Raw genomic sequence first — 24,924 nt, forward strand, 5'->3', positions numbered from 1 at the left:
CGCGCGAGGTGAAGTCCGGTCGCCTTGTGTGCTAACCACGACACATGATCTCTGAACCGCGGGTGCACCGCGCCCTGGCCGACGACATGGACGCAGCCACGCTGTATCGGGTCCTCCGGCTGCGGGTCGAGGTCTTCGTCGTCGAGCAGGCCTGTCCGTATCCCGAACTCGACGGCCGAGACCTGGAACCGACGACGCGCCAGTTCTGGATCACCGACGGTGGGGACCGGACCGACGGAAGCGACGAGGACGGGCCCGACCCCGGGGCGGTACTGGCGACGCTGCGTCTGCTCGAGGAACCGGAGGCCGACGGCGGACAGGTCTTCCGGATCGGCCGTGTCTGCACCGAACGCAACCATCGGGGTCACGGCCTCGTGGCGACCCTCATGACCGCCGCGCTCGCCGAGGTCGGCGAACGCCCGTGCCGGATCGAGGCGCAGACCTACCTCACCGAGATGTACGGCAAGTTCGGCTTCGTCCGCGACGGCGACGACTACCTCGAGGACGGGATTCCCCACGTGTCGATGCTCCGCGCCGGGTCACGATGACGACCGTCGGTGAACTCCCCGCTTCTGTGGACCCGCACGCTGACGTGCGCTATCCGTTCAGCGCCGTCGTCGGGCAGGAGCAGCTCAAGCTCGCACTGATCCTGTCGGCCATCTCGCCGGGTATCGGGGGTGTCCTGATCCGCGGGGAGAAGGGCACGGCGAAATCGACCATCGTGCGCGGGCTCGGTCCGCTGCTCAGCGTCCCCGGTGCCACGGAGGACACCGCCGGCCGCGTGGTCGAACTGCCCATCGGTGCGACCGAGGACCGTGTGATCGGCTCGCTCGACCTCACCTCGGTGCTGCGGGACGGCCGTGCCGAGTTCACTCCCGGTCTGCTCGCCCGGGCGCACCGCGGGGTGCTGTACATCGACGAGGTCAACCTGCTCGCCGACCACCTCGTCGACGTGCTGCTGGACGCGGCGGCCAGTGGACGGGTCACGATCGAACGCGATGGTGTGTCGCACACCCAGGCGGCCGATTTCGTTCTCGTCGGCACCATGAACCCGGAGGAGGGGGAGCTGCGCCCGCAGCTGCTCGACCGGTTCGGGCTCGCCGTCGACGTGGCCGCCGGCCGCGAGGTCGACGAACGCGTGGAGGTGGTGCGCCGCCGCATGGCGTACGACGCCGACCCGGCGTCGTTCGTCGAGGCCCACGCCGCCGCCGAACACGAACTGACACAACGGATCGCGAACGCACGAGCCGCCGTGGGTGCGGTGGCCCTCCCGGACCGGGAATTGCGCCGTATCGCCGGGATCTGCGCCCACCTCGACGTCGACGGACTCCGCGGCGACATCGTGGTGGCCCGGACCGCGCTCGCTCATGCCGCCTGGCGCGGGGCCACCGCCGTCGAGGACACCGACGTCCGGGCGGCCGTCGAGCTCGCGCTGCCGCATCGGCGCCGCCGCAACCCCTTCGACGAGTCGGGGCTCACCCGCGACCAGCTCGACGAGGCGATGTCGGCGGGCGAGGACGCGGCCGGACCCGACACACCCGATGACGACCCGGAACCGCCCGAGACACCACCGCCCGGTGGCGGCGGTGAGGCCCCGGACTCCGCATCCGACACCGGCCCGGCGCCCGACACCGACCCCGATGCGGCTCCCGAGACCGGCGACACCGACGCCCCCCAGCACGCTCCCGGCCCGGCGTTCGGGTCCGTGCCGATCTCGACGGCTCGCCGCATGCCGACCCTGCGCGTCGACGGACTCGGCGACGGTGACCCGGGTCGCCGCTCGAAGGCGCGGAGCCGTCGCGGACACACCACCCACGCCGTGGACTTCGATGCCGGCCGACCGGTGCATCTGTTCGGCACGGTGCTCGCCGCCGCGGGCCGGGCCGGTCGTGGCGGGACCGGGTCCGAGCGCGGTGTGCGGATCGCGGCCCCCGACCTGCGGTCGGCGCAGCGGGTCGGCCAGGAGGCCAACCTCGTCGTCTTCGTGGTCGACCTCAGCGGGTCGATGACCGCCCGGCGTCGGCTGGCCGCGGTGTCCGAACTGTGCGTGGAAATGTTGCGCGACTCGTATACCCGGCGCGACCGTGTCGCGGTGGTCGTGGCGCGGGGTTCCTCCGCGACGCTTGCGGTGCCGCCCACCAAATCGGTCGAGATCGCGGTGCGCCGCCTCGAGGAGGTCCGCACGGGCGGCCGGACACCGCTCGGCGAGGGCCTGCAGCTCGCCGCCGATGTCGTGCAGCGGTGTCGCCGCGCCGAGCCCGACCGGCGGCCGCTGCTGGTGGTGCTCACCGACGGTCGTGCCACCTCAGGACGAGGCGCGATGGCACGGGCGCGGGAAGCCGCGGACGGTATCCGTCGTCGCGGCATCGGGTCCGTGGTCGTCGACTGCGAGCAGGGGATGGTCCGGCTCGGACTCGCCGGCGATCTCGCGGCCCATCTCGGCGCGAGCCTGATCCCCATGGACGAACTGTCCGCCACCGCGCTGACGGGACACGCACCCGCGCGGGGAGCGGCCTGACCGCCCCGCCACCCCGATCTGAGACCAGAGGAGAAGTCGAGTGCCCCAGGGAGTTCCGGTCAGCATCCCCGATGACGGCTTGACGACGCGACAGCGCCGTAATCAGCCCGTCCTCGCGGTGCACACCGGCGACGGCAAGGGCAAGTCGACCGCCGCCTTCGGGATGGCGATGCGCGCGTGGAACGCGGGTATGCGGGTCGCGGTGTTCCAGTTCGTCAAGAGTGCGAAGTGGAAGGTGGGGGAGGAGTCGACGATGCTCACCCTCGACCGGGTGCACGCGGAGACCGGCGCCGGTGGGCCGGTGGAATGGCACAAGATGGGTCAGGGCTGGTCCTGGTTGCGGGCCAACGACGACCAGGACGACGACCACGCCGCCGCCGCCCGGGCCGGGTGGGCGGAGATCGCACGCCGTCTCGATGCCGGCGAACACGACTTCTACGTCCTCGACGAGTTCACCTATCCGCTGCACTGGGGCTGGGTGGACACCGCTCAGGTGCTCGACACCCTCGCCCGCCGACCCGGACGCCAGCATGTGGTCATCACCGGCCGGCGCGCCCCGCAGGCCCTCGTCGACGCTGCCGATCTCGTGACCGAGATGCACAAGATCGCCCACCCGATGGACGCCGGACGCAAGGGGCAGAAGGGGATCGAATGGTGACCTCCGTGCGGGCGTCGACGCCCGCCGTCGTGATCGCCGCGCCGTCGTCGGGCAGCGGCAAGACCACCGTGACGACCGGCCTCATCGGCGCTCTGCGGGCGGCCGGACACCGGGTGGCGCCGTTCAAGGTCGGCCCCGATTACATCGATCCCGGATACCACGCCGTCGCGGCCGGACGACCCGGACGCAATCTCGACCCGAATCTCGTGGGCGCCGAACGCATTGCGCCGCTCTTCGCCCACGGCGCCGCGGGCGCCGACATCGCGGTCGTCGAGGGCGTGATGGGCCTCTTCGACGGCCGGATCGTGGATTCCGACAGCGGCAACGGCACGGGCGGCAGTCCAGGTGGCGATGCCGGTTCGCTCGGCGTCGGCTCCACCGCGCACGTCGCGTCGATCATCGGTGCGCCGGTGATCCTCGTCGTCGACGCCGCGGGCCACAGCCAGTCGCTGGCCGCCGTGCTGCACGGGTTCCTCTCCTACGACCCCTCGGTGTCGATCGCGGGCGTCATCCTCAACCGGGTCGGTTCGCCACGCCACGAGATGGTGCTGCGACAGGCCGCCGCGCGGGTGGGACTGCCGGTTCTCGGTGTGCTGCGGCGCCACCCGTCGCTGACGGTGCCCTCCCGGCACCTGGGCCTGATCCCGGCCGCCGAACGCAACGCCGACGCGGTCGCCGCCGTGAACGCGATGACCGCGCACCTGCGCGGCGCCCTCGACCTGCCGGCGATCGTGGCCGCCGCCCGCGGACGTGCGGTCCCCGACGCCGCGGCCTGGTCGGCTGCGGAAGCCGTCGCGCCGTATCGTCCCGCCGCGTCGGCCGGTTCGCCGGTGATCGCGGTCGCCGGGGGCGCGGCGTTCACCTTCGGTTACGCCGAGCACGCCGAGGTGCTGACCGCCGCCGGCGCGCGCGTCGTCGTCTTCGACCCGCTCGTGGACCGGTTGCCCGCGGACGCGGCCGGCGTGGTGATCGGTGGCGGATTCCCGGAAGAACACGCCGAGGCGCTGGCCGCCAACGATCTCCTGCGCGCCGACCTCCGGGCGCACGCCGCGGCAGGTCGGCCGATCCACGCCGAGTGCGCGGGCCTGCTGTACCTGTGCACCGAACTCGACGGGCACCCGATGAGCGGCGTCCTCGACATCCCCGGCCACTTCGGCCCGACCCTGACGCTGGGATACCGCGATGCCGTGGCCGTGGGCGACTCGGCCCTGTTCCGGACCGGCGAACGCGTCACCGGTCACGAGTTCCACCGCAGCGGGGTCGGCGACGGCGCGCTCGCCCCGGCCTGGGCCTGGCGGGATTCGGCGGGCCGCGCGTCGATGCACGGGGTCGCGACGGCCGCAGTGCACGCCTCGTACCTGCATCTGCATCCGGCCGCGATCCCGGAAGCGTTGTGCCGCTTCGTGTCCCGATCCGCCGAGAGTGGGCGGGTGCCGACGCCCCAGTCCGTCGGCGACGCCCCCGGGGCGTCCTGATGCTGGCGCACCGGCTCCGCGAGACGCTCGACGCGCTCGCCGATCACGGTGCCGACGATCCCGCCCTGCTCCGGGAACTGCTGGAGGCGGTGCTGGTGGTCGGGCAGGGGGTCGAACTCGACCGCGCGCTGCAGCGCATCGTCGAGGTCGCGGCGGGACTCGTGGACGCCCAGTACGGTGCCCTCGGCGTGCGCGGGCCGGACGGCGGGCTGAGTGAATTCGTGCACATCGGCATCACCGATGCGCAACGCGCCACCATGGGACATCTGCCGGTCGGCCGCGGGGTCCTCGGCCTGCTCATCGACGATCCCCGCCTGCACCGCATCCACGACCTCGGCGCCCATCCGACGTCGGTCGGGTTCCCGCCCAACCACCCCCCGATGCACACCTTCCTCGGTGCTCCGATCATGGTGCGCGGCGAGGTGTTCGGCAGTCTGTACCTGACCGAGAAGCGGTCCGCGGAGGACTTCTCCGAGGTCGACGAGACCGTCGTCGCGGTGCTGGCGGTGGCCGCCGGGATCGCCGTCGACAACGCGGGTCTCTTCGAACGGGCCCGCACCCGCCACCGCTGGATGCAGGTCCTGGCCCGGCGTGGGTCGGAGCCGCTGGCCGGAATCGCGCTGTCGGACACCATGTCCCGGATGTGCGCCGATGTCGCCGGTCTCGTCGGCGCGGTCGATGTCTACCTGCTCACCGAGATGGCGGGGGAGGTGGAACTACGCGGGCACACCGGCGATCCGGTGGAGATCGAGAACTTCGTCCCGCCGGACGCCACGGCGCTGCGGGTGCAGCGTTCCGGCCAGATCGCCGAGTCGCTGATACGGGGCGGCGCCCGCTGGACCTCGGTGCAACCCCTCCAGCGCGCATCGGGGGCGTTCGGCTGGATGCTCATCACCCACCGTAACCGCCCCTACTGGGACGACGAGGAGATCGCCGGGCTCGCCGGTGTCGCCGAGGTCGCCTCGCTGGCGGTCGTCTACGCCGAGCAGCAACAGATCGCCCGCGATCTCGAGGTCCTCGAAGACCGGCACCGCATCGCCCGCGACCTGCACGATCATGTGATCCAGCGACTCTTCGCGGTCGGGATGTCGGTACAGACGTTGCTGGCCGGGACCACCGATCCGGCCGCCGCGGCCGCGCGCCTGGAGCAGATCATGACCGACCTCGACCGCACGATCGCGCAGATCCGCACCTCGATCTTCGACCTGCAGACGCCCTACGGAACCGACATCGGCCCGACGCTGCGGCGGCGGGTGCTCGACATCGTTTCCGAACTGTCCGGGCACGCGTCGATCTCGCCGAGCGTGGAGTTCGACGGCCCCGTCGACACGGTGGTCCCGGACTCCCTCGGACCACACATCGACGCCGTCCTGCGAGAGGGCTTGAGCAACGCGCTCCGGCACGCGCGGGCCGACCACATCGCGGTGTCGGTGACCGCCGACGACGTCCTGACCGTCGAGATCAGCGACGACGGGGTCGGCATCGGCGCCGACGTCACCTATCGCGGTCTCGAGAACCTGACGCGCCGGGCCGAGGACTGCGACGGGACGTTCAGCATCGTCACCCGCCCGCGGGGGACGAGTGGGGGCGGGACGAGCGAGGGCCGGACCAGCGGCGGCGGGACGACGCTCACCTGGTCGGTGCCGCTGGTGGGTTGACTCACTCCTTGCCGTCGCGGAGTCTGGTCGCCATCACGGCGACCTGGGTGCGTCGCTGCATGTCCAATTTGCCCAGGATGCGGGACACGTAGTTCTTGATCGTCTTCTCCGCCAGAAACATCCGGCCGGCGATCTGGCGATTGGTCAGGCCCTCGCCGATCAGGGCGAACACCTCGCGCTCCTGATGGGTGAGCTCGGCGAGCGGATCCTTCTCGGTCTGCTTCTCGTTGCGCAGCTTGGCGAGCAGGGCCGCCGTGGACCGATCGTCGAGCAGTGAACCGCCCCGGCCGACGGTCCGGACCGCGGCGACCAGGTTGTGCCCCAGGATCTGTTTGAGCACGAAACCCGAGGCGCCGGCGAGGACCGCGGCGAGCAGCGCGTCGTCGTCGGCGTAGCTCGTGAGCATCAGGCACTTGATCCCCGGTTCGGCGGCGCGGACGTCCCGGCACAGCTCGACCCCGTTGCCGTCGGGCAACCGGACGTCGAGCACGGCGACATCGGGTTTGGTCGCCAGGATGCCGACGAGGGCCTCGCCGACCGAGGCCGCCTCGCCCACCACCTCGATGTCGCCGGCGGTCCCGAGCAGGTCGCGCAGACCGCGCCGGACGAGCTCGTGGTCGTCGACGAGGTAGGCGCGGACCGGATTCGGGGACGGGGTCGGATCGGTGGTGGCCGAATCGGTCGTGACAGGGGACATGGGTCTGAAAGTACCGGATGTGCGGCGTCGGGAAGTCGCGACGTCGGACCCCATACAGGCGGGACCTTCGCCTCACGAGCACCACCCGTCCCGCCGCGCAGAGTGGATGGTACGACCCCCGCTGTGATCAGGAGAGCACGTGACCACCCTCATCGGACCCCCCGACGCCGAACCCGCCGACCGCGGCATGACCGGTTCGGATCTACTGCGTGAACTGCTGCCCGTGTGCGAGACCGAGGTCGAGCGGCACATGAAGATGACGCGCGACTGGCACCCGCACGACTACGTGCCCTGGGACGACGGACGCAACTTCGCGGCTCTCGGCGGACTCGACTGGGATCCGGCACAGTCCCGGCTCTCCGACGTCGCCAAGGCCGCGATGATCACCAACCTGCTCACCGAGGACAACCTGCCGTCGTACCACCGGGTGATCGCCGACAACTTCACCCTCGACGATGCCTGGGGCTGGTGGGTGGGGCGCTGGACGGCCGAGGAGAACCGCCACTCGATCGTGATGCGCGACTACCTGGTGGTGACCCGCGGTGTCGACCCGGTCGAACTCGAAGAGATCCGCATGGCGCACATGACGTCGGGGTTCAACCCCCTGCCCGACGACGACGGGCAGCGCGACCACAGCTTCGACATGCTGTTCGCGGTCGCGTACGTCAGTTTCCAGGAACTGGCCACCCGGGTCTCGCACCGCAACACCGGGAAGGCATGCGGGGACCCGATCGCCGACCGCATGCTGCAGCGTGTCGCGGCCGACGAGAACCTGCACATGCTCTTCTACCGCAACATCGTCGCCGGCGCGCTCGACCTCGTTCCCGACCAGACCATGGCCGCCATCCACGCGATCGTGACCAACTTCCAGATGCCCGGCGCGACCATGCCGAACTTCCGGCGCAACGCCGTGTTGATCGCCAAGGGCGGCATCTACGATCTGCCGCAACACATGTCGGATGTCGTCATGCCCGTCCTGCGGAAGTGGCGCATCTTCGAGCGCAACGACTTCGGGCCGGTCGGCGAGCACTACCGCGAACGCCTCGCGGCGTTCCTGGAACAGATGGACGTCAAGGTGCGCAAGTTCGAGGAGTCGCGTGAACGCGCCCTGGCCCGGCAGCGTTCACGTGAGTCGCGCGACCGGTGACCGGCACACCTCCGCCGCACGGGTGAGGTGACGCCCTGGGTCACCCGTCCCGGTAATGTCAGCTCCCATGTCCGAGCCTGAGTCCGCGTCGCCCCCGAACGTCCCCGGGCCCGACGCCTTCCCCTCCGCAGAGGGGCATTACCTGGTCGGCCTCGACCTCCGCGGACGCAAGGTCGTCGTGGTGGGCGGCGGGTCCGTCGCGCAGCGGCGGCTGCCAAATCTGGTCGCCGCGGGTGCCCACGTGCACGTCATCGCGCTCGATCCCACCCCGGCCGTCGAATCCTTCACCGGCATCACCGTCACCCAGCGCCGCTACGCCGACGGTGATCTGGAGGGCGCCTGGTACGCGATGGCCTGCACCGACGATCCCGCCGTCAACGAGGCGGTGGTGGCCGAGGCCGAGCGCAGGCACACGTTCTGTGTCCGGGCCGACGACGCCCGCCACGGCACCGCCGTCACCCCGGCATCCGGCCGTCACCGCGACGTCCAGTTCGGCGTCCTCGCCGGCGGCGACCACAAACTGTCGGCCGCACTCCGCGCCGCGATGAGCCGTGCCCTCGCCGAGGGGTCGCTGAGTGTCGACGACGCCGCCCCGCACGCCGCCGGCGTGGCCCTCGTCGGTGGCGGTCCCGGCGACCCCGACCTGATCACCGTCCGCGGCCAACGGCTCCTCGCCGAGGCCGACGTGGTGGTGGCCGATCGGCTCGCGCCCCCCGAACTGCTCGCCGAACTCGGCCCGCAGGTCGAGGTGATCGACGCCGCCAAAGTGCCCTACGGCCGCGCGATGAAGCAGGAAGCCATCAACGACGTCCTCGTGGAGAAGGCCAAGGAGGGCAAGTTCGTGGTCCGCCTCAAGGGCGGCGACCCCTATGTCTACGGGCGGGGTTTCGAGGAACTGCAGGCTTGTGTGGCCGCCGGGGTCCCGGTCACCGTGGTGCCGGGGATCAGCAGCTCGATCGCCGCACCGGCATCGGCGGGCATCCCGGTGACGCACCGCGGCGTCACCCACGAGGTCGTGATCGCCTCGGGCCACGTGCCGCCCGGCCACCCCGACTCGCTGATCGACTGGTCGGCCATGGGCAAGCTGCGCGGCACCCTGGTCCTGATGATGGCGGTCGAACGCGTCGAGGTCTTCGCCGACGCCTTGCTCGAGGGCGGCCGGCGGCCCGACACCCCGGTCGCGATGATCGAGAACGGATCCCTGCCGACCCAGCGTCTGCTGCGTACCGATCTCGCCCACGCCGGCGAGGTCGCGGAGGCCGAGGGGTTGCGTCCGCCCGCGATCGTCGTCATCGGCGACGTGGCCGCGTTCACCGAGGGCGCCTGACCAGATCAACCCAAACCGGATCAACGCAGATTGGCATGTCCCGGCGGTCGGCCGGTACGGTCGTTCTCTATGTCGACTCCCGGAGCTGCGAACACCGGAACCGTGAACACTGGAACGGTGAACACAGGAGCGGGGAACAGCGAGCAGTTCCGTCCGGTCTTCGGCCTGCCGATCCTGGTGCTGTCCGGGATGCAGTTGCTCGTCGTGCTCGACGGCACCGTGGCCGCGCTGGCGCTCCCGAGCATCCGCGACGCGCTCACGCTCTCGGAGTCCAGCGCCAATTGGGTCATCAGCAGCTACGTGCTGGCGTTCGGCGGTCTCATGCTCCTCGGCGGCCGACTCGGTGACACGTTCGGGCGCAAACGGATGTTCATCGTCGGCGTGGTCGCCTTCACCCTCACCTCGCTGCTGTGCGGACTGGCCTGGAACGAGGCGAGCCTCCTCGCCGGCCGGGCCCTGCAGGGCGCGTCGGCGGCGATCGCGGCGCCCACCGCCATGGCGCTGGTCGCCACCACCTTCGCGCCCGGCAAACCGCGCAGTCAGGCCTTCGCGGTCTACGCGGCCATGACCGGCGTGGGATCGGTGGCCGGGCTCATCCTCGGCGGGGTGCTGACCGAGCTGTCGTGGCGCCTGGTCTTCCTCATCAACGTGCCGATCGGTCTGATCGTCGTCGTCGGGGCGATCGTCGCGCTGCGGGAATCCCAGGGTGAGCGGCTGCCTCTCGACGTGCCCGGCGCGGTCCTCGGCACCCTCGGTTGCACCCTGCTGGTGCTCGCGGTGAACGAGGGGCCCAACGGTTGGACGGCGCCGGTCGTGGTCGGCTCGTTCATCCTCGGCGCCCTCGCCCTGGCCGCGTTCATCGTGGTCGAACGGCGCGCCCGGAACCCACTGCTGCCGTTCTCCCTCTTCGACAACAGCTCACGCGTCGCAGCCCTGCTCGCCATCCTGCTCGCCAGCATGATCATGATGTGCATGGCGGTGTTCATCTCGCTGTACCTGCAGGGCATCCTGCACTACTCGCCGATCCAGAGCGGGCTCGCGGTCGTGCCGTTCGCGTTCGGGCTGGGCATCGCCGCGGCGATCGCGTCGAAGCTGGCGCTGATGATCCAGCCGCGCTGGCTCGTCCTGGTCGGCGGCGCGGTGATCCTCGTCGGCTGCCTCTACGCATCGTCGATCGCGACCGACTCACCGGACTACTTCCCGAGCATCTTCGTCCCCGTCGTCGTGATCGGTTTCGGCGTCGGTCTGGCAGTCATCCCGCTGACCTTGTCCGTGGTGGCCGGGGTGGGCACCACCGAGATCGGCCCCCTGACCGCGCTCGCGCAGGTCGCGCAGAACCTCGGCGGGGCCGTCGGCCTGGTCGCCGTCGGTGCGATGGTCACCTCGCGCGCGCTGTCGAAGGGCGGCACCACCGCGCCGGTCGAGACGATGAACCCCACCCAGCTCGCCGCGCAGGCCGAGGGTTACGGGCTGGCCTTCGCCGCCTGCGCGGGCATCGCCGTCCTCGCCGCGATCGTCGTGCTGTTCATGCGGTTCACGCCCGAGCAGGTCGCCGAGGGACAGGCCGCCCAGGAAGCCGCCGACGCCGGGCTCGACGCCGGGCTCGACGCCGAGCCGAACACCCCGGGGTCCGACACCCGGCGATGAATTCCGGGCGGACGCACGGTCGGTCCCGGTATGGACGCCAAGAATCTCGCTGAGCTCTACGACATCGGCACGCTCGACTGGCGGCCCGTCGCGGCCCGATTGACCGCCGGGGTGTCCCAGGCGCCGGGGACCGGTGGTCCCGACCGGCACATTTGGTGGATCGCCACGATCAACGCCGACGGCAGCCCGCACGTCACCGGAATCGGGGCGCTGTGGCATCGGGACGCGATCTGGCTGGAGACCGGTCCGTCGACCCGGAAGGCGCGCAACCTCGCCCGCGACCCGCGCTGCACCCTGTCGGTGGCACTCGACGAGGCCGACCTGGTGGTCGAGGGCGACGCGAACCTGGTCACCGAGCCGTCGTCGCCGAGATGGCAGAGCTGTGGGCGGGCGACGGGTGGCCGTGCCGCGTCGACGAGTCGGGTGCCGCGCTGACCGCCGACTTCAGTGCGCCGTCGGCCGGCCCGCCGCCCTGGTACGTCTACCGGGTGACGCCGCGACGGGCGACCGTCCTGCAGACCGTGGAGCCCGGCGGCGCAACCCTCTTCGACTTCGACGCGCAGTAGCGTCGCGGACCTCGGTGCCGGGTCAGTCGGTCAGTACGACGATGCGGTCCGGGGCCTCGATCTCGACCCGCTGCCCGGCGTCGGCGAGGACCGCGGCCACACCGTTCACGTCGCGTACGGAACGCCGCGTGCGGACCAGTTCGCGGGCCATCAGACCTTTGTAGTGCTTGTTGAAATGGCTGACCACCTTGCGTGAGCCGTCCTTCTGCTCGGTCATGACGGTCGCCGTCACCGCGCCGCGCACCGGACCGAGCTGGTGGTAGACGCCCGAGCGCAGATCCACGACGAAGTCGTCGACCGCGTCCAGCGCGGGGGACAGATCCGGCTTCCACAGCGCCGCCAGCGTCGGCATGCCGGGCAGCTTGGAACCGCCTGAGAGTCGGTACGCGGGAATCGGATCGGGTGCCCGCACGACACCGAACAACGCCGACCCGATCGCCAGCCGGTCGGCGGCCTTGGTCTTGCCCGCCCGGGTCAGCGACCGGTGATCGAGGGCGTCGTAGAGGACGCCGGTGTAGCGCTCGAGAGCCGGCCGGGTGGGGGACAGCCACAGGTCGGCGTTGCGGTCGACCTCGTCGAGCTGGGTGGCGCCGAGCCCGAGCGCGGTACGACTGGCCTCGAGGTCGGCGGCCAGGGCGACGAGCGCGTCGGCGACCTGCTTGCGGACCGGGTTCAGCTCGGGGAAGGACAGCGTGTCGAGATCCAGGGGAGCGCCGCGCCCGCCGTCGGATTTTGTTTCGGAGGGAGGCAGGATGACGCGCACCGCAACACCATAACTAAGCTGGTTGGTCGTGATCACACGCATGTCGACCCTGTTCTTGCGGACCCTGCGCGACGACCCCGCCGACGCGGAGGTCCCCAGCCACAAGCTGCTGGTCAGAGCCGGCTACATCCGCCGAGTCGCGCCCGGTGTGTACTCGTGGCTGCCGCTCGGTCTACGCGTGCTGAAGGCGATCGAGAACGTCGTCCGCGAGGAGATGAACGCCATCGGCGGCCAGGAGATCCTGCTGCCCGCCCTGCTGCCCCGCGAGCCCTACGACACCACCAACCGCTGGACCGAATACGGCGACTCGCTCTTCCGCCTCAAGGACCGCAAGGGTGCCGACATGCTCCTCGGCCCGACCCATGAGGAACTGTTCGCGACGCTGGTCAAGGGCGAGTACTCGTCGTACAAGGACATGCCGGTCATCCTCTACCAGATCCAGACCAAATACCGCGACGAGGAACGGCCGCGCGCGGGCATCCTCCGCGGACGTGAGTTCGTGATGAAGGACGCCTACTCCTTCGACCTCGACGACGACGGACTCAAGACCGCCTACAACGCGCACCGTGAGGCGTATCAGAAGATCTTCGAGCGGTTGCGGATCGAGTACGTCATCGTCGCCGCGACCTCCGGCGCGATGGGTGGCAGCGCCTCCGAGGAGTTCCTGGCCGAGTCGGCGGTCGGCGAGGACACGTTCGTGCGCTGCGTCGAATCCGGCTACGCCGCCAACGTCGAAGCGGTCATCACCCGCGCGCCCGACCCGCTGCCCTTTGACGACCTGCCCGCGGCGGTCGTCCACGACACGCCCGGTACCCCGACGATCGACAGCCTGGTCGACTGGGCGAACGCGACGCTCGACGGGCAGTACACCGGCGCCGACACCCTCAAGAACGTGCTCGTGAAACTCCGTGTGCCGGGCGGTGACTGGGAGATCACCGGCATCGGTGTCCCGGGCGATCGCGAGGTCGACGTCAAGCGTCTCGAGGCCTCCGTCGAGCCCGCCGAGGTCGAATTGCTCACCGACGCCGACTTCGCCGCGAACCCGTTCCTCGTCAAGGGGTACATCGGACCGAAGGCGCTGGCCGAGAACGGCATCCGCTACCTCGTCGACCCGCGGGTGGTCGAGGGGACGTCCTGGATCACCGGCGCCGATGAGCCGGGCCGGCACTACGTCGGTCTGGTCGCCGGCCGCGATTTCACGCCCGACGGGACGGTCGAGGCCGCCGAGATCCGCGACGGCGATCCGTCGCCGGACGGCGCCGGACCGCTGGTGAGTGCCAAGGGCATCGAGATCGGGCACATCTTCCAGCTCGGCCAGAAGTACACCGACGCCTTCGAGGTGGACGTCCTCGGCGAGAACGGCAAGCCGGTCCGCCTGACCCAGGGTTCCTACGGTGTCGGGGTGTCGCGCCTCGTCGCGGTCATCGCCGAGCAGTCCCACGACGACAAGGGCCTGCGCTGGCCGAAGTCGGTGGCGCCGTTCGCGGTTCACCTCGTCATCGCCAACAAGGACGAGGCCGCCGTCGCCGGCGCCGAGCAGCTCGCCGCCGACCTCGACGCGGCCGGTCTCGAGGTGCTCCTGGACGACCGGAAGGCGTCGCCCGGAGTGAAGTTCAAGGACGCCGAACTCCTGGGGATGCCGACCGTGGTGGTCGTCGGTCGCGGATATGCCAACGGCACCATCGAGATCCGCGACCGCTTCACCGGTGAGGCCGCCGAGGTCGCGGTCGACACCGCGGTCGACGCGGTGGTGGCGGCCGCCCGCGGCTGAGGCGGCTCAGCCGCCTGCGGGAGACCCGGGGAACGCCACCGTGACCGGGCTCTCCTGCAGAGCCACCCGCCAGCGCGCGGCGCGCACCGCGCTCTCCGACAGCCCGTCGGCGCCGATCCGGCGTCCGGTCTCGTCGTCGGCCTGCTCCAGCAATGCCCGATAAGCGCTTGCGCAGTCGATCTCGGCGCCGAGCGCGGCGCGGGCCGCGGTGGTCGGGTCGGTGACCTCGATCGGCAGCGTGTAGCCGGCGGCCGCCAGCGGCGGTGTGTTCCCCGCCGCCTCGATCGTCCGGTCGATCTCGTCGCGTCGGGCGCGATGGGCGTCGGCGTACTCGGCGACGGTGCGTCGACGGGAGGCGGCGACGAAGGCGGTGATGACACCGTAGGTGAATATCGCGGCGTTCTCGGTCTCGGCGGCGACGACCAGCGGGTCGTCGGGATCTGCTTGCGCTGCCGGTGAATCCGACGCCGGTGTGTTCACGGGGGACGTCATGCCAGTTGCACCTCTCGCATCGAAGTGACGGCCGCGGCGACCGACCCGGTCAGCCCGGCTGCGTACCCGGCGGCGCCGAGCGCGACCCGGCGGGCCTGCCCGGCCGCGGCGTCGAGATCGACGCGCAGTCGAGCGAGGGACGGTGGGGCCGGTGGGGTACCCGCCGGGGAAGTCGAGGCGGTCGCCGAGGTGGCGGGACGGTCGAGTGTCGCCGCCACCTCCTGGTCGAGCCGGATGATCTCCTCGCGCAGTGCGCGAGCGTGCTGGGCGCGCTGATCGGCCACGACACCGAGTGCGGTGGCGTATGCGGGCTCGACCGCGACCAGGGCGCGCGCGGTGCTCTCGTCCGCGGACGCCGAGCGCACCAGGGGCACCAGGCTCTCGGCCAACAGGGTCTCCGCGGAGGGCGACGAATCGCAACCGGTCAGTCCGACGCCGGCCGCCCCGGCGCCGACGACGACGGCGCCCGCGAGGAGTCCGCCGCGCAAGGCGGTGCGCCGGTCGATCGGGTGCCGCAGGGTCCGTCGCTCGATCGGGGGCATGCTCACCCGGGACATCATGCCAGCAGTTCTCCGCGCGATCGATCCACTAGGATGTTCGGAGCAACGTCGTGCGAGACCCGGCACGGCCCGACAACTGAAGACGAGGGGAGTGGCATGCCGATCAGCCCGACGCAGGTGCGCGAACTCGTCGAAAAGCTTGTCGCCGAGCGGGGATTCGACCTCGAGGTCATCACGGTGCGCAGCCGGGACGGCCAGGAGGAACTGTCGATCGTGGTCGACCGCGACGGTGGCAGCGACCTCGACGTTCTCGCCGGACTCAGCACCGAGGTCTCCGACCTCCTCGACGCCACGCCCGACTTCGCCGACCTCGCCTATGTGCTCGAGGTCACCTCGCGCGGCGTCGACAGCCCGCTGACCCTGCCCCGGCATTGGCGTCGCAACACCGGTCGGCGCGTCGTCGTGGAGGTCGACGGCGGACCCGGATCGCAGCCGCGCACCGTCGCCGGACGCATCGGCAGGCTGCTCGACGACCCGGCGCCGGCGGTCGAGGTGGTCGCGAACCACAAGGGGCGGATCGCGGTGGAGACCGTCGACCTCGCCTCGGTGACCAAAGCCGTGGTGCAGGTGGATTTCTCTCAGCCGAGCGTCCGCGAGCTCGAACTGTGCGGCCTCGAACCCGACGAGATCGAAGCGCGCCGCGCCCCCGCCGCGGCGCGACAACTGAACACCACAAATGAACACGACAAGTGAATAGGAGACCGACGACATGAACATCGACATCGCCGCCCTGCGCATGATCGAGGCCGACAAGGGCATCTCGATCGAGACCGTCATCACCGCCATCGAGACCGCCTTGCTGACGGCCTACCGCCACACCGACGGTTTCGCGCCGCACGCCCGTGTCGACGTCAACCGCAAGTCCGGCGCCGTCCGCGTGATGGCGCAGGAGGTCGACCAGGACGGGAACGTCGTCCACGAATGGGACGACACCCCCGAGGGTTTCGGCCGCATCGCGGCGACGACCGCACGGCAGGTCATCCTCCAGCGCCTGCGCGACGCCGAGAACGAGAAGAACTTCGGCGACCTCGTCGCCCACGAGGGTGAGATCGTCGGCGGCGTCGTGCAGCAGGACTCGCGCGCCAATGCGCGCGGGATGGTCGTCGTCCAGATCGGCAGTGACGCCAACTCGACGGAGGGGATCATCCCGCCGGCCGAGCAGGTGCCGGGCGAGGTCTACACCCACGGCGACCGGATCAAGTGCTACGTCGTCGGCGTGAGCCGCGGACCGCGCGGTCCGCAGATCACCCTGTCCCGGACCCATCCGAACCTGGTGCGCAAACTGTTCTCCCTCGAGGTGCCCGAGATCGAGGACGGCAGCGTCGAGATCGTCGCCGTGGCGCGCGAGGCCGGCCACCGGTCGAAGATCGCGGTGCACACCGGCGTGGCCGGCCTCAACGCGAAGGGCGCGTGCATCGGTCCGATGGGCCAGCGCGTACGGAACGTGATGAGCGAACTCGCCGGCGAGAAGATCGACATCATCGACTTCGACACCGACCCGGCGGTCTTCGTCGGGAATGCGTTGTCGCCCGCGAAGGTTGTCTCGGTGACGGTCGTCGACGCCGCCGCCAAGGCCGCGCGGGTCATCGTCCCGGACTATCAGCTGTCGCTGGCCATCGGCAAAGAGGGCCAGAACGCCCGGCTCGCGGCCCGGCTCACGGGGTGGCGGATCGACATCCGGTCCGACGCCGCGCCGGCGGCCGAGGGCGGGCCGGAGTGACGCGCAGCGGCCGATTGTCCCCGCCGGGCCCGCTCGCGCTAGACTGATCGATGGTTCAGCGATCCGCCCCCCGTTCGCGAGCCGGCGGCACACCCATCCGGATGTGCATCGGTTGCCGGCAGCGGGCAGAGGCCGGCGAGTTGGTCCGTGTCGTCGCACAGCTGTGCGGTGACACCCCGACAGTCGTGGTCGATCCCGCGAAGACCATGCCGGGACGAGGCGCGTGGCTGCACGCGCGGTCGGAGTGCATCTCCACCGCGACGCGACGCCGGGCCTTCGCCGCGGCACTCCGGACCCCCGGTCTGACCGTGGACCCGGACGATCTCACCGAACAGCTCGGCGCGATCACCCACCAGAGGATGGCTCCCCGGAGCCGGAACAGGTAGCAGAAGACATGAGCACACCGTGAAGTCACGATGAGCATGTACCGGACTTAAATCGAGGCCGTAGCGGGTGAGCCGCTTGGCCTCCAAGTGAGGAGAGCAGTGGCAGGCAAAGCCCGCGTGCACGAACTGGCCAAAGAGCTCGGCGTCACGAGCAAGCAGGTGCTCGAGCGTCTGAAGGAGCAAGGCGAGTTCGTCAAATCGGCGTCGTCGACGGTAGAGGCCCCCGTGGCCCGTCGACTGCGTGAATCGTTCCCCGGCAAGGACGGGGGAGCCAAGGACTCCAAGTCGTCCCCGGCCCCCGGCCCGCGCCAGAGCGCCAAGCCCGGACCCAAGCCGTCCGGCAACACGAACGCACCGAAGCCCGGTGCACCCGCAACCCCGTCGGCGCCGGTCGCCGACCGTCCGAGCCCCGGCCCGCGCACCAACGCGCCGAAGCCGGGCGCACCCAAGCCCGCACCCGCACCGGCGGAGACCCCGGCCCCGGCGCCCGCCCCCGCGGCGGAACGTCCCAGCCCACGTCCCGCTCCCGCGGCACCGGCGCCGCAGGCCCCGGCCGCGTCGGCAGCACCGTCTGCCCCCACGTCGAGCCCGGGTCCGCGTCCCGGCCCGAAGCCGGGTCCGCGTACGCCGCGGGTGGGCAACAACCCGTATTCGTCGGCACCGGCGCCCGCGCCGCGTCCGGCTGCCCGTCCCGGACCGGGTCAGGGCGGTCCGCGTCCCGGCGGTGGCCGTCCCGGCGCCGCCGGCCAGGGTGGTCCGCGTCCCGGTGGCGGTCGTCCCGCTCCCGGCCAGGGCGGTCCCCGTCCCAATCCCGGCAACATGCCCCCGCGTCCGAGTCCCGGCGCCATGCCGTCGCGTGCGGCCCGTCCTGACGCCCGTCCGGGTGGTCGCGGCGGTGCCGGCGGAGGCCGTGGTGGCCCCGGCGGCGGCGGTGGTTACCGCGGCGGCGGCGGAGCCGGTGCACCGGGAGGACCTCCCGGTGGCGGTTTCCGCGGACGTCCCGGCGGCGGTGGCGGTGGCGGCCGTGGACGCGGCGGCGCAGCAGGCGCCTTCGGTCGTCCCGGTGGTGCACCGCGCCGTGGTCGCAAGTCGAAGCGGGCGAAACGCGCCGAGTACGAGAACATGCAGGCACCGGCCGTCGGTGGCGTCCGGCTGCCGCGCGGCAACGGCGAGATCATCCGTCTCGCCCGCGGTGCGTCGCTGTCCGACTTCGCCGACAAGATCGACGCCAACCCGGCTTCGCTGGTCCAGGCGCTGTTCAACCTCGGCGAGATGGTGACGGCGACCGAGTCGGTCAACGACGAGACGCTCGAGCTGCTCGGCTCGGAGATGAACTACCGCGTCCAGGTGGTCAGCCCCGAGGACGAGGACCGCGAGCTGCTCGACAGCTTCGACCTCACCTACGGCGAGGACGAGGGCGGCGAGGAAGACCTCGAACAGCGTCCGCCGGTGGTCACCGTCATGGGCCACGTCGATCACGGTAAGACCCGACTGCTCGACACGATCCGTAAGGCCAACGTCCGGGAGGGCGAGGCCGGCGGCATCACGCAGCACATCGGTGCCTACCAGGTGAACACCCACCTCAACGGTGAGGATCGCCTGATCACCTTCATCGACACCCCGGGTCACGAGGCGTTCACCGCCATGCGTGCCCGCGGCGCCAAGGCGACCGACATCGCGATCCTCGTGGTCGCGGCCGACGACGGCGTCATGCCGCAGACGGTGGAGGCGGTCAACCACGCCCAGGCGGCCGACGTGCCGATCGTGGTCGCGGTGAACAAGATCGACAAGGAAGGCGCCGACCCGCAGAAGATCCGCGGGCAGCTGACCGAATACGGTCTGGTCCCCGAGGAGTACGGCGGCGACGCCATGTTCGTCGACATCTCGGCCAAGCAGGGCGAGAACATCGACGCGCTGCTCGAGGCCGTCCTGCTCACCGCGGACGCGTCGCTGGACCTGCGTGCGAACCCGGACATGGACGCCCAGGGTGTCGCCATCGAGGCGCACCTCGACCGCGGCCGCGGCCCGGTGGCGACCGTGCTGGTCCAGCGCGGCACGCTGAAGGTCGGCGACTCGATCGTCGCCGGCGACGCCTACGGACGTGTCCGACGCATGGTCGACGAACACGGCGACGACGTCCCCGAGGCGCTGCCGTCGCGTCCGGTCCAGGTCATCGGCTTCACCTCGGTCCCCGGCGCAGGCGACAACCTGCTCGTGGTCGAGGAGGACCGCATCGCCCGGCAGATCGCCGACCGGCGCAACGCGCGCAAGCGCAACGCGCTGGCGGCACGCAGTCGCAAGCGGATCAGCCTGGAAGACCTGGATTCGGCTCTCAAGGAGACCAGCCAACTCAACCTCATCCTCAAGGGTGACAACTCGGGTACGGTCGAGGCCCTCGAAGAGGCCCTGCTGAACATCGAGATGGGCGACGAGGTCTCGCTGCGGATCATCGACCGCGGTGTCGGTGGCGTCACCGAGACCAACGTCAACCTGGCCGCGGCCTCGGATGCGATCATCATCGGCTTCAACGTCCGGGCGGAGGGCAAGGCCACCGAGCTGGCCAACCGCGAGGGCGTCGACATCCGGTACTACTCGGTGATCTACCAGGCCATCGACGAGATCGAGAGCGCGCTCAAGGGCATGCTCAAGCCGATCTACGAAGAGGTGGAGCTCGGCCGCGCCGAGATCCGCGCGATCTTCAAGTCGTCGAAGGTCGGCAACATCGCCGGTTGCCTCGTGCAGTCGGGCATCATGCGGCGTAACGCCAAGGCCCGCCTGCTGCGCGACAACGTGGTGGTCGCCGAGAACCTCACCGTGTCGTCGCTCAAGCGTGAGAAGGACGATGCCACCGAGGTTCGCGAAGGCTACGAATGTGGTCTCACGCTGACCTACTCGGACATCAAGGTGGACGACGTGATCGAGACCTACGAGCTGCGGGAGAAGCCGCGCGACTGATCGCGGCGACGACCACCCTCGTACGACATCTCGACAGCTGTGGTGCGCGCCGACCCGTCTCCGGTCGGCGCGCACGCAGCGCTATGGAAGGAGTCCTGGAATGGCAGATCCGGCACGGGCTCAGCGCCTGGCCAAGCGGATCTCGTCGATCGTCGCGTCGGCGATCGCGCACGAGATCAAGGATCCGCGACTGGCGTATGTGACGGTCACCGATGCCCGGGTGACCAACGATCTCCACGATGCGACGATCTACTACACCGTGATGGGTGAATCCATCGACGCCGAACCCGACTTCGAGGCCGCGGCCGCGGGTCTGGCGAAGGCGACCGGCGTGCTGCGGTCGAAGGTCGGTGCGGGTACCGGGGTGCGCTTCACCCCGACCCTGCGCTTCGTACTCGACACGGTTCCCGATGCCGCGCGTCAGATGGAGGAGCTCGTCGCCCGCGCCCGCGCGAACGACGAACTCGTCGCCCGACGCGCTGCCGAGGCGAAGCCGGCGGGGGAGTCCGACCCGTACCGCTCGGCGGACGACGACACCACCGGTACCCGCGAGTGAGCAGTTCGTCGAGTGCGGCGATCGCCGCGACGCTGGCCTCCGCGACCGCGGTGACCATCTGCTGTCATGTCCGCCCCGATGCGGACACGATCGGCAGCGGTCTGGCGCTGGGGCTGGCACTCGACCGCCGGGGCGTCGACGTCGAGGTCTCCTACCCGGGGACCGAACAGCTCCCGGCGTCGCTCGCCGGGCTGCCCGGTGGCAAGTTGCTGTGCGCTCCCGCGCAGGTCGTCGGACACCCACTGGTGGTCGCGGTCGACGCCGCCAACCTCGAGCGGCTGGACTCGCTCGGTGAGACGTTCACCGCGGCGCAGACCTCGATCGTCATCGACCACCACGCGTCGAACCCCGGTTTCGGCGATCTCGACCTGGTGGATCCGGCCGCCGACTGCACCGCCGTGCTGGTGCTCGACGTCCTCGACGATCTGGGCGTCGAACTCGACGCCGACATCGCCACCTGCGTCTACGCCGGCCTCAGTACCGACACCGGCTCGTTCCGCTGGGCCCGTCCGGCGTCGTTCCGCGTCGCGGCCCGGCTCCTGGAGACCGGCGTCGACACGCGGAAGTGGAGCCGGATCCTGTTCGACTCCCATCCGTTCGCCTGGTTCTCGATGATGTCGGGTGTCCTGGCGTCGGCGCAGCTCGTACCCACCGCCTGCGACGGTGAGGGTCTGGTGTACGCCGTGGTCGACCAGCAGGCGCTGGCCGGGATGAGCTGGGAGGAGTCCGAGAGCGTCGTGGACACCATCCGGACCGCCCGCGAGGCCGAGGTGGCAGCGGTGTTCAAGGAGGGCGAGCCGGGTGTCTGGACGGTCTCGCTGCGGTCCAAGGACATCGTCGATCTCGTACCGATCGCCCGGGCGCACGGCGGCGGCGGGCATCGTCAGGCCTCCGGGTACAGCGACACCGGTACCGCCGACGAGGTGGTCGCCAGGTTGCTGGAGTCGCTCTGAGCCTCGCGTCGGAGCCGGATGCCGGGGACGCCCCGGGCGTGGCACGCATCGCCACCCTCACCGTCTCGGCTCTCGCCGTCCTCATCGCGCCGCCGCTGTACCTCCTGCTGGACCTGGCGGTCGTCGGACGCCTCGGCGGCGAACAACTGGCCGCTCTCGGCGTCGGCACCCTGGTGCTCTCGATCGTCAGTACGCAGCTGACCTTCCTGTCCTACGGCACCACCGCCCGCTCCGCCCGTCGCTTCGGCTCCGGTGACCGGCCCGGCGCCGTCGTCGAAGGCGTACAGGCGAGCTGGATCGCGGTGGCGGTCGGCGTCCCGATCGTCGCCGTCGCCTACCCGTGCGCCCCGGTCGTGATGCGTCTGCTGGTCGGGACGTCCTCGCCGGAGTCCGCCGCGGTGGCCGAGGACGCGGCGGGCTGGCTGCGGATCGCGATGTTCGGCGTCCCGCTGATCCTGCTGTCGATGGCCGGGAACGGGTGGATGCGCGGCGTCCAGGACACTCGTCGTCCCGTCGTCTACGTCGTGGTCGGGTTGTCCCTCGCCGCGGTCCTCGTCGTCGGACTGGTCCACGGCGTCGGCCCGTTCCCGCGTCTCGGTCTCGACGGCAGCGCGGTGGCCAACGTGATCGGACAGGGTGTGACGGGCGTGCTGTTCGCCGTGCGGGTGGTCCGCGAGGCACGGCGGGTCGCCGTGGGTGCCGGCCACGGGCCCGGCTCGCGCGCCTTCGCACCCGACTGGTCGATCATCCGCGCGCAACTGGTCATGGCGCGGGATCTCATCGTGCGCAGTCTGTCGTTCCAGATCTGCTTCGTCTCGGCGGCCGCGGTCGCGGCGCGATTCGGGGTCGCCCAGGTGGCGGCGCACCAGCTCGTGCTGCAGCTGTGGGAGTTCATGGCTCTGTTCCTCGACTCGGTGGCCATCGCCGCCCAGGCGCTGGTGGGCGCGGCGCTGGGAGCGGGACGACTCGGCGCAGCCGACTCCGTCGCCCGGCGCGTCACCGCGGTGTCCGTGGTCGCCGCCACCGCGATGGCTGCCCTCTTCGCGGCCGGTGCGACGCTGATCCCGCGTATCTTCACCTCCGACGCCGCCGTCCTCGACGCCGTCGGGGTGCCCTGGTGGTTCTTCGTCGGCATGTTGCCGATCGCCGGCGTGGTCTTCGCGCTCGACGGCGTGCTCCTCGGCAGCGGCGACGCCGCCTTCCTGCGCACCGCGACCCTCGCCGGCGCCCTCATCGGGTTCCTGCCGCTGATCTGGCTGTCGCTCGTGTTCGACTGGGGACTCGCGGGTGTGTGGTCCGGCCTGGTGGTGTTCATGCTCGTGCGTCTGGCCACCGTGGTGTGGCGGATCCGCTCGGGGCGATGGCGCCGGGCAGGTGCGGTCCGCGCCTGATCGCGATCCTCTGGCACGATGGATCCTCGTGGCTACTCTGTGGGCGATCAGCGATCTGCACATCGCGCATCGGGGCAACGAGCACATCATCGACAGCATCCGGCCGACCTCGCCGGACGACTGGCTCATCGTCGCCGGTGACGTCGCCGAACGCACCGACGACATCGTCGACACCCTGCGTCGTCTGCGGGCTCGGTTCGCCACCGTCGTGTGGGTCCCGGGCAACCACGAGCTGTATACGACGGCGAAGGATCCGCTGCAGGTGTTCGGGGTCGCGCGGTACGACTACCTCGTCCAGGCCTGCCGCGACATCGGCGTGGTGACCCCGGAGGACATTTACCCGCTGTTCGATCCGGGCGATGGCTCCGATCCCGTCCGCGTGGTCCCGATGTTCCTGCTGTACGACTACACCTTCCGCCCGGAGGGCACGGCCAACAAACTGACCGCGCTCGCGCTCGCCCGGGAACGCAATGTGGTGGCCACCGACGAGTTCCTGCTGTCGTCCGAGCCGTTCCCGACCCGGGACGCCTGGGGTCGGGCGCGGATCGAGATCACCCGGCGTCGGCTGCAGGCCATCGACCCCGCCGAGAAGACGGTCCTCATCAACCACTGGCCGCTGCGCCGCGAACCGTGTGACGCGCTCATCTATCCGGAGTTCGCGCTGTGGTGCGGCAGCGAGCTGACCGCGGACTGGCACACCGAGTTCAACGCAGCGTGCTGCGTGTACGGGCACCTGCACATCCCCCGGACCACCTGGTACGACGGCATCCGGTTCGAGGAGGTGTCGGTCGGCTACCCGCGGGAGTGGAAGCGCCGCGGACTCCCGAACCCATTGATGCGCAACATCGTTCCCGGAGACGGGCTCGGTGCGTCCGATCTGCCCGAGCACGGAGTCCGGTTCGACCTGCCGCCCGACTACGCCGAACGGGCCGCCGAGTTCCGGCAGCGGGTCGAGCAGCGGCAGGCGGAACGACGAACACGACAGGCCGAGCGGCAAGCGGAACGGCAAGCGCGAGAGGACAACCGATGATCGAACAGCTCCTGCCGGCCGGCGTCGCCTCGGCGGAGGCGTTCGCCGATCCGCCGGATCTCGTCCTGCTGCCGGCCGAGCAGAGCCTGATCTCGCGCGCGGTGGAGAAGCGTCGTCGCGAGTTCACCACCGTTCGGCATTGCGCCCGGCAGGCGCTGGGGGAGCTGGGTTACGAGCCCGTCCCGATCCTCAAGGGGGACAAGGGGGCACCCGTGTGGCCGGCCGGGATCGTGGGCAGCCTCACCCACTGCGACGGTTATCGCGCCGCGACGGTCGCCTACGCGATGTCGGTGCGTTCCCTCGGTATCGACGCCGAGCCGCACGACAGCCTGCCCGACGGTGTGCTCGAGCACACCAGCCTGCCCGCCGAGCGCGAGGTGCTCGCGACCCGGTCGGGTGACCTGCACTGGGACCGTCTGCTGTTCTGTGCGAAGGAGGCCACCTACAAGGCCTGGTTCCCGGTCGCCAAGCGCTGGTTGGGTTTCGAGGACGCGCACATCACCTTCGAACAGTCCACCCCGACGTCGGGGACGTTCACCTCGCGCATCCTCATCGACCCGGCCGCCGCCGACGGGGGACCGCCGCTGCTGGAGTTCTCCGGACGTTGGCTGGTCGAGCGCGGCATCATCACCACCACGATCGCGCTGACCTGAC

Annotated in this window: 24 protein-coding genes; 20 read left to right on the top strand and 4 right to left on the bottom strand. The window is 70.7% G+C overall.

Annotated features, from left to right (window positions below):
• Positions 1 to 44 precede the first annotated feature (44 nt).
• From LEL84_RS01060 to LEL84_RS01080, 5 genes are read left to right on the top strand one after another with little or no spacing between them, the layout of a single operon-like run.
• The gene (locus LEL84_RS01060) at positions 45 to 548 is read left to right on the top strand and encodes a GNAT family N-acetyltransferase (RefSeq protein WP_226513094.1); all 504 of its coding nucleotides are present in this window, start codon (positions 45 to 47) and stop codon (positions 546 to 548) included.
• Positions 545 to 2,518 carry a VWA domain-containing protein gene (locus LEL84_RS01065; RefSeq protein ID WP_226513095.1) on the top strand — a complete coding sequence of 658 codons (1,974 nt, stop codon included), beginning with the start codon at positions 545 to 547 and terminating at the stop codon, positions 2,516 to 2,518. The genes LEL84_RS01060 and LEL84_RS01065 overlap by 4 nt, the downstream gene beginning before the upstream one ends.
• Before the next feature lie 40 nt (positions 2,519 to 2,558).
• Positions 2,559 to 3,176, top strand: a complete 618-nt coding sequence (gene cobO / locus LEL84_RS01070; protein ID WP_226513096.1) for a cob(I)yrinic acid a,c-diamide adenosyltransferase — start codon at positions 2,559 to 2,561, stop codon at positions 3,174 to 3,176.
• Complete coding sequence (locus LEL84_RS01075; RefSeq protein ID WP_226513097.1) at positions 3,170 to 4,651, top strand: cobyrinate a,c-diamide synthase; 1,482 nt, start codon at positions 3,170 to 3,172, stop codon at positions 4,649 to 4,651. The genes cobO and LEL84_RS01075 overlap by 7 nt, the downstream gene beginning before the upstream one ends.
• On the top strand, positions 4,651 to 6,309 hold the full coding sequence (locus LEL84_RS01080) for a GAF domain-containing sensor histidine kinase (RefSeq protein WP_226513098.1): 1,659 nt from the start codon (positions 4,651 to 4,653) through the stop codon (positions 6,307 to 6,309). The genes LEL84_RS01075 and LEL84_RS01080 overlap by 1 nt, the downstream gene beginning before the upstream one ends.
• 1 nt (position 6,310) lies before the next feature.
• Here the strand turns inward: LEL84_RS01080 and LEL84_RS01085 are convergent, their stop codons facing one another.
• Positions 6,311 to 7,006, bottom strand: coding sequence for a response regulator (locus tag LEL84_RS01085; RefSeq protein WP_226513099.1), 696 nt, complete (start codon positions 7,004 to 7,006; stop codon positions 6,311 to 6,313).
• A 139-nt stretch (positions 7,007 to 7,145) separates the two neighbouring features.
• Here LEL84_RS01085 and LEL84_RS01090 point away from each other — a divergent pair, with 139 nt between their 5' ends.
• The 5 genes from LEL84_RS01090 (at position 7,146) to LEL84_RS01110 (ending at position 11,693) form a co-directional block, all read left to right on the top strand.
• Positions 7,146 to 8,153, top strand: a complete 1,008-nt coding sequence (locus LEL84_RS01090) for an acyl-ACP desaturase (RefSeq protein ID WP_226513100.1) — start codon at positions 7,146 to 7,148, stop codon at positions 8,151 to 8,153.
• A 67-nt stretch (positions 8,154 to 8,220) separates the two neighbouring features.
• Positions 8,221 to 9,480 carry a uroporphyrinogen-III C-methyltransferase gene (gene cobA, locus LEL84_RS01095; protein ID WP_226513101.1) on the top strand — a complete coding sequence of 420 codons (1,260 nt, stop codon included), beginning with the start codon at positions 8,221 to 8,223 and terminating at the stop codon, positions 9,478 to 9,480.
• A gap of 189 nt (positions 9,481 to 9,669) precedes the next feature.
• Entirely contained in the window at positions 9,670 to 11,127 is a 1,458-nt protein-coding gene (locus LEL84_RS01100; protein WP_226514214.1) for a DHA2 family efflux MFS transporter permease subunit, read from the top strand.
• A gap of 30 nt (positions 11,128 to 11,157) precedes the next feature.
• On the top strand, positions 11,158 to 11,562 hold the full coding sequence (locus LEL84_RS01105; protein WP_226513102.1) for a pyridoxamine 5'-phosphate oxidase family protein: 405 nt from the start codon (positions 11,158 to 11,160) through the stop codon (positions 11,560 to 11,562).
• Positions 11,499 to 11,693, top strand: a complete 195-nt coding sequence (locus LEL84_RS01110) for a pyridoxamine 5'-phosphate oxidase (protein WP_226513103.1) — start codon at positions 11,499 to 11,501, stop codon at positions 11,691 to 11,693. Before LEL84_RS01105 ends, LEL84_RS01110 begins: the two co-directional genes overlap by 64 nt.
• A 22-nt stretch (positions 11,694 to 11,715) precedes the next feature.
• Here LEL84_RS01110 and yaaA read toward each other — a convergent pair whose 3' ends face one another.
• Positions 11,716 to 12,498, bottom strand: a complete 783-nt coding sequence (gene yaaA, locus LEL84_RS01115; protein WP_226513104.1) for a peroxide stress protein YaaA — start codon at positions 12,496 to 12,498, stop codon at positions 11,716 to 11,718.
• Between yaaA and LEL84_RS01120 the strand changes: the two genes are divergently transcribed.
• Positions 12,497 to 14,227, top strand: a complete 1,731-nt coding sequence (locus LEL84_RS01120; RefSeq protein WP_226514215.1) for a proline--tRNA ligase — start codon at positions 12,497 to 12,499, stop codon at positions 14,225 to 14,227. The two genes, yaaA and LEL84_RS01120, sit on opposite strands and share 2 nt — an antisense overlap.
• 6 nt (positions 14,228 to 14,233) lie before the next feature.
• On the opposite strand, the gene LEL84_RS01125 is transcribed toward LEL84_RS01120, so the two are convergent.
• Positions 14,234 to 14,719, bottom strand: coding sequence for a ferritin-like domain-containing protein (locus LEL84_RS01125; protein ID WP_137809366.1), 486 nt, complete (start codon positions 14,717 to 14,719; stop codon positions 14,234 to 14,236).
• A complete protein-coding gene (locus LEL84_RS01130) occupies positions 14,716 to 15,279 on the bottom strand; it encodes a hypothetical protein (RefSeq protein WP_226513105.1) in 564 nt (187 codons plus the stop codon). Before LEL84_RS01130 ends, LEL84_RS01125 begins: the two co-directional genes overlap by 4 nt.
• Before the next feature lie 96 nt (positions 15,280 to 15,375).
• Between LEL84_RS01130 and rimP the strand changes: the two genes are divergently transcribed.
• From rimP to LEL84_RS01185, 9 genes are all read left to right on the top strand, one after another.
• Positions 15,376 to 15,972: a ribosome maturation factor RimP gene (gene rimP, locus LEL84_RS01135; RefSeq protein WP_226513106.1), complete on the top strand. Its 597-nt coding sequence runs from the start codon at positions 15,376 to 15,378 to the stop codon at positions 15,970 to 15,972.
• A gap of 16 nt (positions 15,973 to 15,988) precedes the next feature.
• Complete coding sequence (nusA, locus tag LEL84_RS01140; protein ID WP_058250130.1) at positions 15,989 to 16,999, top strand: transcription termination factor NusA; 1,011 nt, start codon at positions 15,989 to 15,991, stop codon at positions 16,997 to 16,999.
• Positions 17,000 to 17,100: 101 nt separating this feature from the next.
• Complete coding sequence (locus LEL84_RS01145) at positions 17,101 to 17,385, top strand: YlxR family protein (protein WP_058250131.1); 285 nt, start codon at positions 17,101 to 17,103, stop codon at positions 17,383 to 17,385.
• A gap of 99 nt (positions 17,386 to 17,484) precedes the next feature.
• Positions 17,485 to 20,340, top strand: coding sequence for a translation initiation factor IF-2 (infB, locus tag LEL84_RS24710; RefSeq protein ID WP_159370654.1), 2,856 nt, complete (start codon positions 17,485 to 17,487; stop codon positions 20,338 to 20,340).
• Positions 20,341 to 20,440: 100 nt separating this feature from the next.
• Positions 20,441 to 20,896, top strand: a complete 456-nt coding sequence (gene rbfA, locus LEL84_RS01165; protein ID WP_065628950.1) for a 30S ribosome-binding factor RbfA — start codon at positions 20,441 to 20,443, stop codon at positions 20,894 to 20,896.
• Positions 20,893 to 21,849 carry a DHH family phosphoesterase gene (locus LEL84_RS01170; RefSeq protein WP_058250134.1) on the top strand — a complete coding sequence of 319 codons (957 nt, stop codon included), beginning with the start codon at positions 20,893 to 20,895 and terminating at the stop codon, positions 21,847 to 21,849. Before rbfA ends, LEL84_RS01170 begins: the two co-directional genes overlap by 4 nt.
• Positions 21,850 to 21,887: 38 nt before the next feature.
• Positions 21,888 to 23,240 carry an MATE family efflux transporter gene (locus LEL84_RS01175; protein ID WP_175404253.1) on the top strand — a complete coding sequence of 451 codons (1,353 nt, stop codon included), beginning with the start codon at positions 21,888 to 21,890 and terminating at the stop codon, positions 23,238 to 23,240.
• A gap of 28 nt (positions 23,241 to 23,268) precedes the next feature.
• Positions 23,269 to 24,270 (top strand): metallophosphoesterase family protein, encoded by a 1,002-nt coding sequence (locus LEL84_RS01180; RefSeq protein ID WP_175404254.1) that lies wholly within the window; start codon positions 23,269 to 23,271, stop codon positions 24,268 to 24,270.
• On the top strand, positions 24,267 to 24,923 hold the full coding sequence (locus LEL84_RS01185; protein WP_058250136.1) for a 4'-phosphopantetheinyl transferase family protein: 657 nt from the start codon (positions 24,267 to 24,269) through the stop codon (positions 24,921 to 24,923). The genes LEL84_RS01180 and LEL84_RS01185 overlap by 4 nt, the downstream gene beginning before the upstream one ends.
• Position 24,924 lies beyond the last annotated feature (1 nt).

Origin of the sequence: Gordonia sp. WA4-43 (assembly GCF_020520305.1) — a bacterium.
Classification (GTDB): Bacteria; Actinomycetota; Actinomycetes; order Mycobacteriales; family Mycobacteriaceae; genus Gordonia; species Gordonia hongkongensis.

Coding starts and splice junctions, on each gene's coding strand:
- LEL84_RS01060 (WP_226513094.1), top strand. CDS start 45: ATGATCTCTGAACCGCGGGTGCACCGCGCCCTGGCCGACGACATGGAC.
- LEL84_RS01065 (WP_226513095.1), top strand. CDS start 545: ATGACGACCGTCGGTGAACTCCCCGCTTCTGTGGACCCGCACGCTGAC.
- LEL84_RS01075 (WP_226513097.1), top strand. CDS start 3,170: ATGGTGACCTCCGTGCGGGCGTCGACGCCCGCCGTCGTGATCGCCGCG.
- LEL84_RS01080 (WP_226513098.1), top strand. CDS start 4,651: ATGCTGGCGCACCGGCTCCGCGAGACGCTCGACGCGCTCGCCGATCAC.
- LEL84_RS01085 (WP_226513099.1), bottom strand. CDS start 7,006: ATGTCCCCTGTCACGACCGATTCGGCCACCACCGATCCGACCCCGTCC.
- cobA (WP_226513101.1), top strand. CDS start 8,221: ATGTCCGAGCCTGAGTCCGCGTCGCCCCCGAACGTCCCCGGGCCCGAC.
- LEL84_RS01100 (WP_226514214.1), top strand. CDS start 9,670: ATGCAGTTGCTCGTCGTGCTCGACGGCACCGTGGCCGCGCTGGCGCTC.
- LEL84_RS01105 (WP_226513102.1), top strand. CDS start 11,158: ATGGACGCCAAGAATCTCGCTGAGCTCTACGACATCGGCACGCTCGAC.
- LEL84_RS01110 (WP_226513103.1), top strand. CDS start 11,499: ATGGCAGAGCTGTGGGCGGGCGACGGGTGGCCGTGCCGCGTCGACGAG.
- LEL84_RS01120 (WP_226514215.1), top strand. CDS start 12,497: ATGTCGACCCTGTTCTTGCGGACCCTGCGCGACGACCCCGCCGACGCG.
- yaaA (WP_226513104.1), bottom strand. CDS start 12,498: ATGCGTGTGATCACGACCAACCAGCTTAGTTATGGTGTTGCGGTGCGC.
- LEL84_RS01125 (WP_137809366.1), bottom strand. CDS start 14,719: ATGACGTCCCCCGTGAACACACCGGCGTCGGATTCACCGGCAGCGCAA.
- LEL84_RS01130 (WP_226513105.1), bottom strand. CDS start 15,279: ATGATGTCCCGGGTGAGCATGCCCCCGATCGAGCGACGGACCCTGCGG.
- rimP (WP_226513106.1), top strand. CDS start 15,376: ATGCCGATCAGCCCGACGCAGGTGCGCGAACTCGTCGAAAAGCTTGTC.
- nusA (WP_058250130.1), top strand. CDS start 15,989: ATGAACATCGACATCGCCGCCCTGCGCATGATCGAGGCCGACAAGGGC.
- LEL84_RS01145 (WP_058250131.1), top strand. CDS start 17,101: ATGTGCATCGGTTGCCGGCAGCGGGCAGAGGCCGGCGAGTTGGTCCGT.
- rbfA (WP_065628950.1), top strand. CDS start 20,441: ATGGCAGATCCGGCACGGGCTCAGCGCCTGGCCAAGCGGATCTCGTCG.
- LEL84_RS01185 (WP_058250136.1), top strand. CDS start 24,267: ATGATCGAACAGCTCCTGCCGGCCGGCGTCGCCTCGGCGGAGGCGTTC.